We start from the raw sequence: 14,871 nt of genomic DNA on the forward strand, positions 1-14,871 counted from the left end.
CCGGACAGCGTGCGGCTCGAGTCAGGGCGCGACTCGTCAGCCATGATCCATTGCGCGCGCGGCGTTCTCGATGGCGTCGAAAATCCGCACATAAGTGCCGCAACGGCAGAGGTTTTTCATCGCGGACTGAATGGCCGCACGATCCGGCCGGGGATATTCCCGCAGGAACGCCGCCGCCGCCATGATCTGCCCGGACTGGCAGTAACCACATTGAGGCACCTGCTCTTCCACCCAGGCGCTTTGCAGCGGGTGCGGCTCGCCATTGCGGCCCAGACCCTCGATCGTCGTGATGTCCTTTCCGTCCACGAACCGGGCCGGGGTGACACAGGAATACACCGCCTTGCCGTCGACATGAACGATGCATGCACCGCACAGACCTTTGCCGCAACCGTATTTCGTCCCGGTCAGTCCGACATCTTCCCGAATGACCCAGAGCAATGGCACATCGCCCTCGACATCGAGCTCGTGGGTCTGTCCATTGATTTTCAATTTCATCATGATTGTTTCTCACTGAAAGTCGCGGCCGCGCCCTGACGTGCTCCGGATTGACTCACAAGGGCACTTCGTCGGCCAGTAACGCGCGGGGTTCAGGGGTGTCCTCCAGCCCCCAGCCACCCATCAGGTAGTGATGCACCACCCGGATGGCCATCTGGCCGATGTGTCCGTCGAATCCGTCGAGGTCACCAAATCGCTCACGCAGGGCATCACCGACATACGCCTGCATCGGCTCGTAGAGCCAGATCGGCACGAAGCTCTGAAACGCGTTCTGGCATTCGGTCATGACCGCCTCGATGAAGTCGCAGCCCCGCTCGAAGCCGGCCCGGTCGGTCAGCTCGTAGCGCCCGGGGACGAAACGTTCCCAATCGAGTTCCAGGAAACCCCGCATGAAGGGCACGAAGTTGCGGAAGTGGTAGTCGGGCATGAAGCCGTACCGGGCATTGGCCAGGATGGTGTCGGAGGAAAACAGCACTTTTTCATCCTCGAACCACGCGGCCAGGTTGCCCGAGCCATGGGTCGGACCCGGATTGAGCAAACGAAAACTCACGCCATCGATCGACAGATCGTGAGCCGGGCCGCTCAGAACACGGGTCGGCTGAAGCTGACCTTGGGCGCCACGAGCCTTGACCACCCGGGCGCACAGGTCGTCGGCGATGATTTCGGCCTGCGGCGCCAGGTCGTCGGCAAACCCGGCATGATCGAGGTGATCGTGCGAGTAAATGATGGTATGAACCGGTTTGCCCGGCACGGCGGCCTCGATGGCTCGCCGGTAAGCCCGCGCCCGACCGGGCGTACCGAAGGTGTCGAACGCGATCGTGCCGGTATCCGCCGCCACGAACACGGTCCGGATCGTGCCATCGGAGACGGTGTAAAGACGGTCCGACAGGGCCTCGACCTGCAGGTCCGGTTCAGCCGCCAGATAGGCTTCGGCGGCATCCAGGGTGAACATTCCGCGATTCTCAATCATGTGTGGTCTCCTCAGAGCGGGCTCAGGTCGGGCTTCAGATTGCCTTCGATGCCCCAGCCACCGGTCAGGTGTTCCTGCATGTAGCGGTACAGGTTCATGGCCGCATACTCTCCGTAGCGGAATTCATTGCGATACAGGGGCCCGAGATGCTCATCCGTGTAGCGATTTAGACCATCCCAGTCGTGCGGATCGACGCCGTCGATAATGGCTTTCTGAGCAAACTCGGAGAGGCGGTCCCAGTAATCGAGAATTTCGATGAAGCGCTGCCGGCTCAGCGCCCAGAAATGTCCCGGCACGAACAGATCCCAATCCAGGCTCAGGAAACGCTTCATCACCGGCACGTAGTGCGTGAGATGCCAGTCCATCAGGGTCGTGTACCCGGCACCGTCGGCCACCGTATCGACCATGAAGAGAGTCTTGTGCTGCGGGAAATAGGCCGCGACGTTGCCGTCGCCATGAGTCGGACCCGGATAGATCAGCTCGAAGCTGCAGCCGTCGATTTCGTACCCGGTGCGCTCACCGCTCCAGACCTCGTCGGCCGGCTTCTGTCCATCCGACTGCCGCCCTTTGACAACCGCGTCGGCGTACTCGTGGGCGATGATGCGGGCTTCCGGGGCGAGGTCGGATGCATAACCCGTGTGGTCGAGATGCTCGTGCGAGTACACGATGGTCTCAATGGGTTTGCGCGGAAATACGCGGTTCATCGCACCGGCGTATGCCCGGGCGGTGCCCGGCGTGCCGAAGGTGTCGAACGCGATCACGCTCGACCGGCCTTCCAGAAAGATGGTCCGATAGATGCCTTCGGAAGCCGTCCAGATGTTGCCCCGAACCGGTTCGTAGCACATATCCCGGTAGGCACCCTGTAACGGCAATTCACCGGGAATGGTGAAAATGCCCATGTGCTCGCTGCACGAGTGCTCGGGCGCTTGATTTTCCTGACTCATTTCCTGCTCCATATCTGGGGTACGGCCGCCACTGGCGGCCGGCTGTGAAAATTCTCGGAATCGCGTGCGATCAGTTTTCGGATACTTTCTGCGACGGCTGCAATGCGCTTCCAAGCGCTCGCAGCAGTGCTGCCCCGTCACCCTGAAAAGACGTCCCGTGCATGCAGGCCAGCGTCTTCGGGTCTCCACCGGCCAGGCGCTCGATCACGGCGGGCGACGCGGGTCCGTGGGCGAAGTAGTCCAGAGCCTTGCGAGCGTCTTCGCTGGGCCCGAGGATGTCTCCCTCGGTCAGCGGTTCGTGACGATCACCGAACTGGGTGAACAGGTCGCCACAGAACAGGGTGCGGGTTTGGGTCTCGGCCATGAGGCCACAGTCCCAGCCATGCGGAACATGCGGCGCATCGATCCACTCCACCGTATGCCGCCCAAGCTCCAGGGTTTCTCCGTCAGCGAGCGCGCGGGCGCCGCGGTCGGCGTAATCGGGCATGCACACCATGGCGCCAATCCGTCCGCACAGCGGCTGGGCACGGGGGGCGGCGGCCAGAAACTGGTTCATCGCGCCGCATTCGTCGGGCTCGAAGTGCGAGTATGCGATCCAGCGTAACCGGTCGACGGGCACAACGCGCCCAATGGCGTCAGCGGTGGCATCGAACAACCTGCGCCCGCCGGTATGAAACAACAGGGGTTCTTCGTCGTCGATCAGAAACTGATTGAAGGTAAACCCGTTGGGAATGACCGAGGGCGGGATGCGGGACGAGATTCGGTAAATACCATCGGCGATCTCGTCGATGCGCGTGGTCTCGTGGCTGTTGCCAACATTCATGGGAAAACTCCGATGGATCAGTGTGTCAGGGGCTCGAGCAGACTCACCAGACAGCTTGCGGCGAGATCAGCAGCTTCTTCAATTTCGCGGGACGCGGTGAACTGGACGTAAGCCGGGTAACTCAACAGGATCAGGGCTGCGTCGACGAACGAGTCGGTCGGCTCCCGGGGCGCAACCACAGCTTGCCGAATGAGGCCGCCGAGAGCTTTTTGTTGCTGTTCGAACATTTCCGCGAGTTCAGGGACGCGCTCGACTTCCGTGTGACCCAGCCTCAACCACGGGGCGAGGTAGTGAAGTTGCCGGTACACCGCCCGGGTGAGGGCGGACAGTCGGCGCGCCGAATCGTCCTCGTCTGACAGAACGGATTCGTCCACGACCGGAGCGCCCTGCTGGACATGCCCGGTACATCCCTTGACGAGTTCCCCCAGACTGGGAAAGTGGTTGTAAACCGTCTGCGGCGAGACCCCCGCACGCCGGGCGATCATTGCAAACGAGGTGCCGGTCGCGCCATGCCTGGCATGCAGGTCAGCCGCCGCGCGCAGTATCCGGTCATGGGTTTCGCGCTCGTGCTCGGCCCGCCGGTTCTTGCGATAGACGCGAGGGCTCATGCTTGCAGCTGCCTATTCATTAGTTAGATAATCCATCCATTGAATATTGATTGTCAACCCCCGCGAAATCACTTGCCTGTGACTATAGCGGGAATTGCTTTTGTTCTCCCGCGAACCACCACGGTCACGAACGCACCCCGGAATCACAAGAGCACCGTCACACAGTACAAGCAACGCGTCTATCATCATGGTACCCGGTTTTTCGGGCAAGTCAGTCGTTATAGTCAGGAGCTGTCCACTTTGGGCAGCGGAACAAGCAAATGCCGAGATATCCAACAGCGTGACTGACAAGGCCAGTGAATTCGTCGAAACCTGGTTCCGGGAACGGAACCAGGACCTGTTGCGCTACTTGCAGCGCAAAGGCAATTCCCGGGCTGAAGCCGAGGACCTGGCCCAGGAGGCCTATATCCGTCTGCTTCGGGTCGATCGCATCGACTTTCTGCGCAACCCGCAGGCCTACCTGTTCCGCATCGCCGCCAATGTGGCCTACGAACATCGCCTCAAGGCCAGCCGTTCCGAAGATTTCGTATTGCAGCAGGCACCAATCGAGTCACAGTTGCGCGAAGAGGATTCGGTCGAAGTGCGAGTCGATCGCGGAAAACGTCTGCGGGAACTCGAACGTGCACTGGGCGATCTGCCACACACGTGTCGCACGGCATTCGTACTGCACAAGCGGGACGGACTGACCTACTCCGAAATCGCCACCCGGATGGGGATATCCGCCCACATGGTGAAAAAACACATGGTTCGAGCCCTTTCGCATTGCCGGGAAACCTTGAGAGACACGAACTGACATGGACAAAGAAGCCGCCTCGCGCAAACTGATCTATGAAGAATCCGCCGAGTGGTGCATCGCACTGCATGAACCGGGGGTATCCGCATCCGTCCGCCGCGAATTTGGCGCCTGGTTGCGCCGGTCGCCGGTGCATGTCGAAGCTTATCTCGAAACCGCTGCCGCGTGGCATGAAACCGACATGCTCGGCAAGGACCTGACGGTCGATCTGGCCGCGGCTGATATGGACAATGCCGTGGTCAGTCTGCACCCCTCCGGCCGTCCGGGCGCGCGAGCACCGCAGACGCCGGGGCCCGCGAAACGCAAATCACGGCGCCGGCCCTGGCTGGCGGCCGCCGCCGTGCTGATCGTCACCGGCGGAGCCATCCTGGCGGGGCTCGGAGGGTTTCCGTGGTCCGCCGGCGCGAGCGCATACCAAACCGCCAAGGGCGAACAGCTTTCCTTCACCCTCGCCGACGGAACCCTGGTCCACCTCAATACCGATTCCCGGCTTGAGATTCTGGATATCGACACCGAACGGCGTGTCCGGCTGATTCGGGGCGAAGGCTATTTCGACGTGGCCCGCGACGAATCACGACCATTCATCGTCACCAACCGGGACGCCGAAGTCCGCGTCCTGGGCACTGAATTCAATGTTCGGGACAGCGGCGACAGCACCACGGTCACCGTGGCCGAAGGCCAGGTGGAGGTACGCCAGGCAATGCCAGCGGCTGCCGCGCCAACGCCGCCCGATCTCAGCGAACCATCAGCGGCGACCACCAGGCAGGGTCCCAGCCGCCTCCTGTTGACCCCGGGCCAACAGGCCATCGTACGCGAAGACCTCGTGCTCAATCCCGACCTGGCCAACCTGGAATCGGTCGTGGCCTGGCGGCAACGGCGGTTGATCTTCGATGGAGAGCCGCTCGCAAGCGTCGTTGACGAATTCAATCGCTACAACGCCCTGGTCATCGAGATTCGTGACAGCCACCTGTCAACCCTGCGAATCAATGGCGTTTTCAATGCCGATGATCCGGAATCCCTGCTCGATTACCTGCAGCAATACGAAAATGTACGGATTCTGCGCAGCAACAACGGTCATACGCTCATCCTGGAGCTGGCCGAACCCGCATCAGGAACCGTCCTGTAACCCACGCACGCCCAAAGGAAAGCACATCATGTCTGGCACACGTTTCACCCTGACCCTCGTCACTTTTGCCTGCTGTACATTCAGCGCAATCGGATTCGCCGCCGATCGCGCCCGCTATGTCATCCATCCCCAGCCACTGGATTCGGCGCTCAAGGTTTTTGCCGAGAAGACCGGCTACCAGGTCGTTTATCCACCGAAGCTGGTCAATGCTCTCGAATCCACGGGTTCCAGCCATTTCATATCCGGCCAGCAATTGATGCACGACCTCCTGCGCGATACCGGACTGACGTTCGAGTTCGTGAACGACCGCACCATCACCCTGCGCCAGGGAGGGGCGGACGCCAAAATCAGCCGCGTCAATGCAAGCCATGAGACTTCGCTCACCGGGCCATTGCTGGCGCAGAACGAGCCGGCACCGGGCTCCCAGACCGATTCCAGCCAATCCGGGTCGCCCGCCTCTTCCGCCAGCCTGATGGAGGAAATCACGGTCACGGCCCGGCGCAAACAGGAAAGCATCCAGGACGTTCCGATCACGGTGTCGGCGTTTACCGGGGATCAGCTCAAGACGGCCAACATCGTCAACCTGGACGATGTCGCGCCCATGACACCGGGGATGTATTTCGGCAAGCAGAACGAATCTCGCCCCCAGCTCTACATTCGCGGAGTCGGCAGCCGGCAGTTCGATGCCGGCGCGGAGGGCTCGGTCGGGCTATTTATCGACGAGGTGTATGTCGGCCGCTTCAGCGCGGGGCTTTCCGGTCTGTTCGACATCGAACGGGTCGAGGTTCTCAAGGGACCGCAGGGAACCCTGTACGGCCGCAACACGATTGGCGGCGCGATCAACATCATCACCAATCAGCCGACCGAGGAATTTTCGGCCAATGCCGAAGTGAGCCTGGGTAACTACGATTACATCGCGGCCCAGGGCGCCATCGGCGGCGCGATTGGCGGCAGCGAAGTACTCGGACGGCTGGCCTTCGATTATCGCGAACGCGACGGCTATGTCACCAACCTGACCACCGGCACCCGGCACAAGCCCCTGGAGCAGTTCGCGGTGCGCGGCAAGCTGTTGTTCCGGCCCACCGATACGCTGGACATCAAACTGACCGTGGATGTCAACCAGGCCGATCCGGACGCCGGTCTCCAGGGCGAGTACGTGGGTGGTCTGCCGGTGCTGGCCACCCCGGGGTTCCTGCCGCCACCGGAAACCACACCCGACCGTTTCAATGAGTTCTACAACACCGACTCACGGTTCGAGCGGGACCTGTTCGGCATCAACGCGCGACTGGACTGGTCGTTCGACAATTTCAGCCTGACCAGCATCACGGCCTACGGCGAAGTCGACCTGTCGGAAGCGCGCGATCTCGATTCCACGCCCGTCGACGGCATGGAGCACATCACCGACGAGGAAAGCTCTCAGTTCAGCCAGGAGTTCAGGCTCTCGTCCACGCCGGGCGGCTGGCTGACTTTCGACGACCGGGTGGACTGGATTTTCGGCGCCTACTACCTGGTGGAAAAACCCGACCGCCTCGAAAACCTCCGTGGCGGGCTGGATTCCATATTTTCCCGCATCGCCGCCTCCATCGATGCCGGCGGCCCGCCGGCGCCGATTGCGCCAGGCCAGATGCACATCGACAATTTCCTCGACGTCAACGTGGAAACCACCAGTCTCGCGTTCTTCGGCCAGGCCAGCATCGATCTCAGCGACCGGATGTCATTGACCCTGGGCGCGCGCTACACCCACGACCGCAAGGAAGGCGTGTACACGGGAACGTCCAATCGGGATTTCGTCCCACCCATCATTCTGCCGTTCACGGTCGAGTTGTCACCCAGTTGGGAATCGTTCGATCCCAAAGTATCGTTGGATTATGCATGGACTGACGACATAATGACCTATGTTTCCTACAGCGAAGGTTTCAAGAGCGGCGGCTTCCAGTTCGCCAAATTCAATGCCGAGGAAGCCCGTGAGGTTTTCGACCCGGAAGATGTCGTGGCCTATGAGATCGGCATGAAGTCGTCGCTGTTCAATCGGCGGCTGCGGCTCAATGCCAGCGCTTTCTACTACGACTACAGCGACCTGCAGGTTGCCAAGACCCTGGTCAGCGACGGCGGTGCCCCGTCGATATCCACGGTCAACGCGGCGGCCGCCACAACCAAGGGCCTCGAAGTCGAAGGCAGCTGGATGATCACGGACTCCCTGTTCCTGGACTTCGGCTACGCGTATCTCGACGCCACCTTCGATGAATACATTTTCGACGACGAACTGGACTTTACCGGCAATGACCTGCCCCGGGCGCCGGAACACTCCTTCAACGCCGCGGTAACGTTCGAACAACCGGTCGGCGCCGGCCTGATTCGCTTTCGCGGTGATTATTCCTGGATCGACGACCACTTTTTCGAACCGGACCAGGGACTGACTCTCGGCACGACCCAGGAGGCGTTCGGCCTGCTGAACATAAGCCTGGCCTACGAACAGGGTCCGTGGCGCGTGTCCGCGTGGGCCCGCAACCTGACCGACGAGGTCTATCGCACGACCACCCTGTCGTTTGGCCCGCCTTCGCCGACCACGTTCACCATGGAATACCTGGGCCTGCCCCGGACTTACGGAGTAACCATTGGATGGCGTTATGAGTGACTACGACATCATCGTCGCGGGAGCGGGCCTGGCCGGCGGACTGCCGGCCGCCGCCTACCTGCAGAAAGCCGGCTTCAAGGTCGGGCTGATCGAGCGTGGCGTCGACACCGGCAAGTTCTACCACTCCTACGAACTGCACCCCGGCGTCATGTTCGACCATTCGCCGGTTAATTTTTCCTGCATTTCGCCGGCAATGCTCGACCTCGATCTGGAAGGGGCGGGCTACGTCGCCAGGCTGCCTTCCATTCTGCATTCCGTAACCGACGGCAACGGCAATCACATGACGTTCTACCCCAACCTCGAGCGCAACCTCAGTCAGCTCGAGGTCTACTCCAAACGCGACGCCGCACGGTTCCGGACCATCCTGCAGAATCTTCAGCCCCACTGGGTCCGGCTCCTGCGCATCCTGTTCTATTCCCCGCACCCCGATCGCGCCAGGTACGACGAAGCGCTGCAGATCAGCGCGGACGCCCTGGACATGAGCGTCGAGGAACTCGTCCGCACCAACGGCATTCAGCTCCTGGAATCCCTGTTCGAATCCGAGCAGAGCCGGATCTTCCTGATTCCGCTGCCGGCCCTGCACCTGTTCGGTGACCTCTCGGTACCCGGCCAGGGTGCCCTGGCCTGGCTGTGGGCACTGTTGCTCAGAGCCTGTATTTCGCCGGCCGGCAATCAAAGCCTGGTGCGCGCACTGGAGCGGGTGTTCCTGCAGCATGGCGGCGACATTCTCCGCAACACCTCGGTCGAGTCGTTCGACGTGTCCAACAACCGCTGCGAAGGCGTGGTGGTTCGCACCCATCACGACGACCAGACCCGGTCGCTGCGCGCACGGGAGGCCGTGATCAGTAACCTCGGCGCCAGCCTGACCCTGAAGATGCTGGGCGACACGCCTCTGCCCGAGTCCTTCGACCGGCAATTGAAAAACTGGAGCATGGCGAAGCGCGTCCTGGCCGTTCACGACTTCATACTGCCCGAACCACCCCAATGGACGGCCGCACCCGCCAACCCGGATTTCGCGCGTTCGCCGCGTATTTACCTCGTCTGGAATACCTGGCACGAGTGCGTCCAGTGGCTGGAAAATTCACTCACCGAAGAAGCCACCTTTCACGGCGACGTGGAAATGACGCTGATGAACAACATTTACGACCATTCGGCCACCGGGAAATACGCCCTGCGCATCCGTCACGGAACCGGGCCGTATTCGATGGAACTCGAAGAAAAAAGACAGCCGTTCACCGACCGGATGCTGTCCAGCCTGACGACGCGCAATCCGATTCCACTGCAACGCGCCATCAGTCATCAGATGGCGACCCCGCTCGATTTCTGGCGCGCCAACCCGGCCGCGCTTCATGGCAACCCGGTGGGAGGCGACTTCATCGAAGGCCAGTGGATGCTCGACCGCTGCCCCTACGAAACGCCGGTCGAACACCTCTACATGTCCAACTCCGTGTGGCCGACCGCGATGTCGTGGCTGGCGCCCGGGTATAACGCCGCCGGCGTAATCATGGATCGGCTGGGCCGCAAACGGCCTTCGTGGTGGTCTCACGAACCGGGCGAATGGTTCACCCGCAGAGTCGCCCAAAGGCGCGCAGGAGCCGCCTCATGAACCGCTCTTTCGATGTCCTGATCCTGGGTGCCGACCTGAACGGACTGAACCTCGCGACTTCGCTGGCTGAACGTGGAAAACGCGTTGCCCTGCTCGACACGGCCTTGAAACTGGGCGGGCCGTTTCGCACCGAGTCCTTTCTCACGTCCCACCGCTACGAACTGGGTGCAGGGTGGATTCTGGGCGAGCACCACCCGGAACCGGCAGCCACGCTGTTCGAAAACGGCACCGTCCACTCCATGCGGCCCGAAATACCCCTGGCCTACCTGTTCGACGACCGCCCGCCCCTGTGCCTCTACCGCGATCCGGACCGGACGTTCGAACAACTCGCCAGCCGGGACAGCCGCGGCCTGCTGGCACTGATGACCGAGGGCGAGTCCCTGTTCGAATCCACGGTCATACGCCTGGCGAACCCCGAGGCCGCGGAAGGCTACAGGCGTTCTCCACCGGGAACGTCCACTTCGCCCCTGTTCGACATGACGGTGAGGGAGGCCCTGGATCATTTCGGCCTGCCTGATCCGGCACTGCGTTGCGTGCTCACCTACCTGCCATTGGCCTTGGGTCACGACATCCGGAGCACGGGCAGCGCTGCGGCACTGGCCGCACTGGTCTACGGCATGAGCCGCATGTCGCTGATCAGCGGCGGCGCGGGATTGCTGGTCAACGGACTGACGGATCGCATTTCCCGCCAGGGAGGTCTGATCTGCGAAGCCGCCAAGGTGCAGACGGTCAACCGCGACGGAAACCGGATCACATCACTCGAATTGGCGGACGGCCGCAGCTTCAGCGCCCCACTGATCGTATCCGGCGACGATTCGCTGACCCCAACAGGCCAGCGGGACGAACCGGCTGCGGCCGTGCCCGATGAATCTCTCGGGATACTGCGGATGTATCTGGACTTCCTGCACGACCCGGGCGGATTCGCGCTTCCCTCCGATCAGGCCCGGGCGGTAAACCGTGCCTATCTCGTGGGATTCGGCTTCGAAAACGAGCACGAAATTCACGAACACCTGGCAGCGATGCGCGGGAGTCAGCCACAGCGCATCGCGGGGCACCTGATCAACAATCACTTTCAGGAGGCCGCGGAGCCCGTCGGCGCCCTGAGCAGCCTGAATGAACCGTTGTGGTGCGCTTCCTGCCATTCCACGGACCCCGAAACCCTGCGTCAGCGCGCCACCGACATCGCGGCACGGCACGGCCGCACCATCCCATCACCCCAGGCAACCGCCACCGATCACACGGGTGTGCGAATCCGCCCCCGGCCGGTGTCGGCCATGTGGCAAAGCGTGCTTCCGTTCACGACGCGCGCCGTGGACCCCGAAGGATTTCGGCGGTCCTACGAACAAGCCACCGTCAGGGAGATTTGCCGCCGCCTGGCAAAGGTGGAACCGGATGATCTGCGGTTCAGGCTGACCTGGCTGCCGGCGGAAACCGGCGAATCACTCATGGACGGGGATCTGACTCGCATCCTGCATGGAGATCTGCCACGCCACCAGCAGAACACCACCGGCAACCTGCTGCTGGATCGAACCTCCCGCTCGGCCCGGTACCTGTCGCTGCAGACGGCACCCGGCCTCATCGCCGCTGTTGATCAGCGCATCGCCTAGGAATTCGCAATGGCTCATATCCGCACAAAGAAGATTTGGGAACACAACGCCCCCGCCCCGACCGACGAGACCGCGTACTGGCGGCGCCGTGAATTCCTCAGCGCCGTGGGTCTGGCCGGCCTTGCCGGTACAGCCTGGGGCGGCATCGCGCTGGCCGGTTCTTCCGCAAACATACAGGCGATCAGTGATCCATCCCGGCCGCCCCCGGGAAACTTTGTCGAGTTCTCCGCCTGGCACGCTGAAGCCGCCGCACAGGCGCAGGCGCTCGACACCCGCGACTGGCCCATCACCATCGACGGCCTGGTGGAGCATCCGCTTACCCTGCAGGCCGGAGACCTGATCGCAGGACTGCAGCAGGAAGAACGCAGCTATCGTTTCCGTTGCATCGAAGGGTGGAGCGCGACGGTTCCGTGGACCGGATTTCCGTTGCGGGCCCTGCTGGAGCGGGTGAAGCCGCTGTCCGGCGCCCGCTACGTGCGGTTTGAAAGTTTCAATTTGCCGGAGATCGCGCCCGTGCAGGCCTCCGGCTACTACTCCGCCTGGCCATATGGCGAGACGCTTTCCCTGCGTGAAGCCGCGCACGAACTGACTTTTCTGGCGAGCGGAGTCTACGGCAAGCCCCTGCCCACCAGCCATGGCGCACCGCTCAGACTGGTCGTGCCGTGGAAATACGCGACCAAAAGCGTGAAATCCATCACCCGGATTCGCGTGCTGGACACACCGCTCCCGGGATTCTGGGAGACCAATCGGCCCTCCATGAGCGACCCGCTCTGCAATGTCGACCCGAACTACGCCCACACCCGGATTCCACAACACCAGGAACTGTGCATCGGCACTGGCGAATGGCGCGAGACCCTGCCCCTCAACGGCTATGCGGAATGGGTGAATGCCCTGTACGTGTGATCGGGATTGCGGGGTCGCAGGAAGTAAAATTCAGTGGCAAGCCCATGATCCGCGAACAGCGCCCCGGGCTCCGTGCCGGGCAGACCGGACAAAGGTAACGCGAGGAGCAATGTTCTTCGCGCTCTGCTAGGGTTGCACGGATGAATGACTCATCTTCGCGCACCGAGCCCAGTCACGTTTCCAGGAAATTCAAGTTCGGCGGCATGCACCTGCATATGCACCCGACGGTGTTCGGTGTCTCCACCGCAATCATCATTGGCGTGGTATTTCTCACCCTGCTCAATCTCGATACGTCCGAAGCGGTCTTCCTGGCGATCAAGCAATGGATTACCGAGTACTTCGGCTGGCTCCTGATTCTCTGTGTGCAGGGCTTTCTGGTTTTTTGCATTTTTCTGGCACTGAGCCGCTTCGGCCAGATTCGCATTGGCGGACCCGGCGCCCGGCCGCAGTTCTCTCGCCCCACCTGGTTCGCGATGCTGTTCAGCGCAGGCATGGGCATCGGACTGCTGTTTTACGGCGTGGCCGAGCCCGTCATCCACTTCCACAACCCCCCGAAGATGGCCGGCGGCACCGCCGATGCGGCAACCCGCGCCATGGATCTCACGTTTCTGCACTGGGGTTTTCACGCCTGGGCCATCTACGCCATCGTCGCCCTGAGCCTGGCGTACTTCAGCTACAACCGCGGGCTGCCACTCACCATCCGCAGCGCATTCTATCCGCTGCTGGGCAAGCGAATTTACGGGCCCGCCGGCACGGTCATCGACGTGCTCGCTGTGGTTGCGACCCTGTTCGGCGTCGCCACTTCACTGGGCTTCGGTGTCACCCAGATCAACAGCGGACTGGGTTTCCTGTTTGGTGTGCCGGTTTCAGCCCAGGTCCAGGTGCTGCTGATTTTGGGCATTACCCTGGTCGCCACGGCCTCGGTGATTTCCGGACTGAATCACGGCATTCGCCGGCTGAGCGAACTGAACCTGGTGGCGGCCGTGATTCTTCTGTTGTTTCTGTTGATCGGCGGCCCCACCCTGTTTCTGCTCAAATCCACGGTACAGAATACCGGCCATTACCTGCAGAACCTGATGCTGCTTGGGAGTTGGACGGAAACCTACGGGATGGAAAGCGAGTGGCAAGGCAACTGGACCCTGTTTTACTGGACCTGGTGGATTGCCTGGTCGCCGTTCGTGGGCATGTTCATCGCACGCATTTCCAAAGGACGTACCATTCGTGAGTTCCTGGGCGGCGTGCTGCTGGTGCCGGCCGTCTTGAGTTTCCTGTGGTTCAGCGTATTCGGCGGCGCGGCCATCTTCGCCGAATTGTACGAAGGCGCCAACGTGGCGGCCGCGGTGAATGACAACATGGCCACCGCGCTGTTCAAACTGCTGGAACTGTACCCGTTCACCTCCATCACGACGTTTATCGCCATTCTGCTGGTCTTTGTGTTTTTCGTGACCTCTTCGGATTCGGGCTCACTGGTCATCGATATCATCACCGCCGGGGGAAATCTGAACCCGCCGGTCGCCCAGCGGATTTACTGGGCCCTGACCGAAGGCGTGGTCGCGGCCGTGTTGCTGGCTGGCGGTGGCTTGCTGGCATTGCAGACCGCGGCCATCACCACCGGCCTGCCCTTCGCGCTGGTCCTGGTGGCGATGTGCTTTGGACTGTATCGGGCACTCAGTCAGGATCTGCCGGTGCGAGCGCATCCGCCGCCCCGGCAACCGGACTCAGGCTGAAGCGTCGGGCGGGTCCGCGGCCGGATCGATCGTTCCGGCCTCCAGTATCGGCGCGGCATCCATGGTCTCGGCATCCATCAGTGATGCAATGCGCTCCACCGCCGCTGCCAGCATTTTCTGCTCCCAATCCGGCAGCCGGTCGTAGCGGTCGACAAAATCCTCCTGCAACAGGCCGGGGGCCTCTTCAACGGCCTGCTTTCCGGCCCCGGTCAAACTGACCGTAACCACGCGCCGGTCCGGCGAGTCGCGCCGGCGAACCAGATACCCTCGCTTTTCCAACCGGTCCAGAACCGAAGTCACCGTACCCTGGCTCAGGCTCACTTCACGCGCAATCGCGCTCACCGGAAGACTGCCGGCCCGGGCGACGGAGTGGAGAATCAGCAACTGCGGCACGGTCAGACCGGACGTGCGCTGTAACTGCTTCGAGTGCAGGTCGATTCGGTGCATGATCCGCCGCAGCGAAACGAGGATTTCGTCGGAGTCCATGGGGGGATGATAACCCGCTCCCGAGCGGCACGCATATATCGCGAACCGGGCCCAAATCCATCCCGGTCCGGGCGCGGTAACGGCGCTGCATGAATCCGGGTTTTTCAATCGGTGCGACGAACCCAATCGCATTCAATTCAATGAATTA

Annotated in this window: 13 protein-coding genes; 7 read left to right on the plus strand and 6 right to left on the minus strand. The window is 62.0% G+C overall.

The window, feature by feature from the left end; all coding sequences use genetic code 11:
* Positions 1–36: 36 nt before the first annotated feature.
* The 5 genes from V3330_RS08800 to V3330_RS08820 all read right to left on the minus strand — a co-directional run bounded on the left by V3330_RS08800 (position 37) and on the right by V3330_RS08820 (position 3,840).
* Entirely contained in the window at positions 37–498 is a 462-nt protein-coding gene (locus V3330_RS08800; protein WP_354695040.1) for a (2Fe-2S)-binding protein, read from the minus strand.
* A gap of 52 nt (positions 499–550) precedes the next feature.
* Positions 551–1,465 carry an MBL fold metallo-hydrolase gene (locus V3330_RS08805; RefSeq protein ID WP_354695041.1) on the minus strand — a complete coding sequence of 305 codons (915 nt, stop codon included), beginning with the start codon at positions 1,463–1,465 and terminating at the stop codon, positions 551–553.
* An 11-nt stretch (positions 1,466–1,476) separates the two neighbouring features.
* Entirely contained in the window at positions 1,477–2,409 is a 933-nt protein-coding gene (locus V3330_RS08810; protein ID WP_354695042.1) for an MBL fold metallo-hydrolase, read from the minus strand.
* A 70-nt stretch (positions 2,410–2,479) separates the two neighbouring features.
* On the minus strand, positions 2,480–3,232 hold the full coding sequence (locus V3330_RS08815; RefSeq protein WP_354695043.1) for an oxygen-binding di-iron domain-containing protein: 753 nt from the start codon (positions 3,230–3,232) through the stop codon (positions 2,480–2,482).
* Positions 3,233–3,249: 17 nt separating this feature from the next.
* Positions 3,250–3,840 carry a TetR/AcrR family transcriptional regulator gene (locus V3330_RS08820; RefSeq protein ID WP_354695044.1) on the minus strand — a complete coding sequence of 197 codons (591 nt, stop codon included), beginning with the start codon at positions 3,838–3,840 and terminating at the stop codon, positions 3,250–3,252.
* A 280-nt stretch (positions 3,841–4,120) separates the two neighbouring features.
* Here V3330_RS08820 and V3330_RS08825 point away from each other — a divergent pair, with 280 nt between their 5' ends.
* The 7 genes from V3330_RS08825 (at position 4,121) to V3330_RS08855 (ending at position 14,237) form a co-directional block, all read left to right on the plus strand.
* The gene (locus V3330_RS08825; protein WP_354695045.1) at positions 4,121–4,633 is read left to right on the plus strand and encodes an RNA polymerase sigma factor; all 513 of its coding nucleotides are present in this window, start codon (positions 4,121–4,123) and stop codon (positions 4,631–4,633) included.
* Position 4,634: 1 nt separating this feature from the next.
* A complete protein-coding gene (locus V3330_RS08830) occupies positions 4,635–5,759 on the plus strand; it encodes a FecR family protein (RefSeq protein WP_354695046.1) in 1,125 nt (374 codons plus the stop codon).
* Positions 5,760–5,787: 28 nt separating this feature from the next.
* Entirely contained in the window at positions 5,788–8,394 is a 2,607-nt protein-coding gene (locus tag V3330_RS08835; RefSeq protein ID WP_354695047.1) for a TonB-dependent receptor, read from the plus strand.
* Complete coding sequence (locus V3330_RS08840; RefSeq protein WP_354695048.1) at positions 8,387–10,000, plus strand: phytoene desaturase family protein; 1,614 nt, start codon at positions 8,387–8,389, stop codon at positions 9,998–10,000. Before V3330_RS08835 ends, V3330_RS08840 begins: the two co-directional genes overlap by 8 nt.
* Positions 9,997–11,607 carry a phytoene desaturase family protein gene (locus V3330_RS08845; protein WP_354695049.1) on the plus strand — a complete coding sequence of 537 codons (1,611 nt, stop codon included), beginning with the start codon at positions 9,997–9,999 and terminating at the stop codon, positions 11,605–11,607. The genes V3330_RS08840 and V3330_RS08845 overlap by 4 nt, the downstream gene beginning before the upstream one ends.
* A gap of 9 nt (positions 11,608–11,616) precedes the next feature.
* Positions 11,617–12,510, plus strand: a complete 894-nt coding sequence (msrP, locus tag V3330_RS08850) for a protein-methionine-sulfoxide reductase catalytic subunit MsrP (RefSeq protein ID WP_354695050.1) — start codon at positions 11,617–11,619, stop codon at positions 12,508–12,510.
* Between the two features lie 140 nt (positions 12,511–12,650).
* Complete coding sequence (locus tag V3330_RS08855) at positions 12,651–14,237, plus strand: BCCT family transporter (protein ID WP_354695051.1); 1,587 nt, start codon at positions 12,651–12,653, stop codon at positions 14,235–14,237.
* Here the strand turns inward: V3330_RS08855 and V3330_RS08860 are convergent.
* Complete coding sequence (locus V3330_RS08860; protein WP_354695052.1) at positions 14,229–14,723, minus strand: MarR family winged helix-turn-helix transcriptional regulator; 495 nt, start codon at positions 14,721–14,723, stop codon at positions 14,229–14,231. The genes V3330_RS08855 and V3330_RS08860 overlap by 9 nt on opposite strands.
* Between the last annotated feature and the right edge of the window lie 148 nt (positions 14,724–14,871).

This window comes from Elongatibacter sediminis, assembly GCF_037892215.1.
Classification (GTDB): Bacteria; Pseudomonadota; Gammaproteobacteria; order Xanthomonadales; family SZUA-36; genus Elongatibacter; species Elongatibacter sediminis.

Bases quoted from the DNA above. Each gene is read 5' to 3' on its own strand.
- V3330_RS08800 (WP_354695040.1), bottom strand. From the start codon at position 498: ATGATGAAATTGAAAATCAATGGACAGACCCACGAGCTCGATGTCGAG.
- V3330_RS08805 (WP_354695041.1), bottom strand. From the start codon at position 1,465: ATGATTGAGAATCGCGGAATGTTCACCCTGGATGCCGCCGAAGCCTAT.
- V3330_RS08810 (WP_354695042.1), bottom strand. From the start codon at position 2,409: ATGAGTCAGGAAAATCAAGCGCCCGAGCACTCGTGCAGCGAGCACATG.
- V3330_RS08815 (WP_354695043.1), bottom strand. From the start codon at position 3,232: ATGAATGTTGGCAACAGCCACGAGACCACGCGCATCGACGAGATCGCC.
- V3330_RS08820 (WP_354695044.1), bottom strand. From the start codon at position 3,840: ATGAGCCCTCGCGTCTATCGCAAGAACCGGCGGGCCGAGCACGAGCGC.
- V3330_RS08830 (WP_354695046.1), top strand. From the start codon at position 4,635: ATGGACAAAGAAGCCGCCTCGCGCAAACTGATCTATGAAGAATCCGCC.
- V3330_RS08835 (WP_354695047.1), top strand. From the start codon at position 5,788: ATGTCTGGCACACGTTTCACCCTGACCCTCGTCACTTTTGCCTGCTGT.
- V3330_RS08840 (WP_354695048.1), top strand. From the start codon at position 8,387: ATGAGTGACTACGACATCATCGTCGCGGGAGCGGGCCTGGCCGGCGGA.
- V3330_RS08845 (WP_354695049.1), top strand. From the start codon at position 9,997: ATGAACCGCTCTTTCGATGTCCTGATCCTGGGTGCCGACCTGAACGGA.
- msrP (WP_354695050.1), top strand. From the start codon at position 11,617: ATGGCTCATATCCGCACAAAGAAGATTTGGGAACACAACGCCCCCGCC.
- V3330_RS08855 (WP_354695051.1), top strand. From the start codon at position 12,651: ATGAATGACTCATCTTCGCGCACCGAGCCCAGTCACGTTTCCAGGAAA.
- V3330_RS08860 (WP_354695052.1), bottom strand. From the start codon at position 14,723: ATGGACTCCGACGAAATCCTCGTTTCGCTGCGGCGGATCATGCACCGA.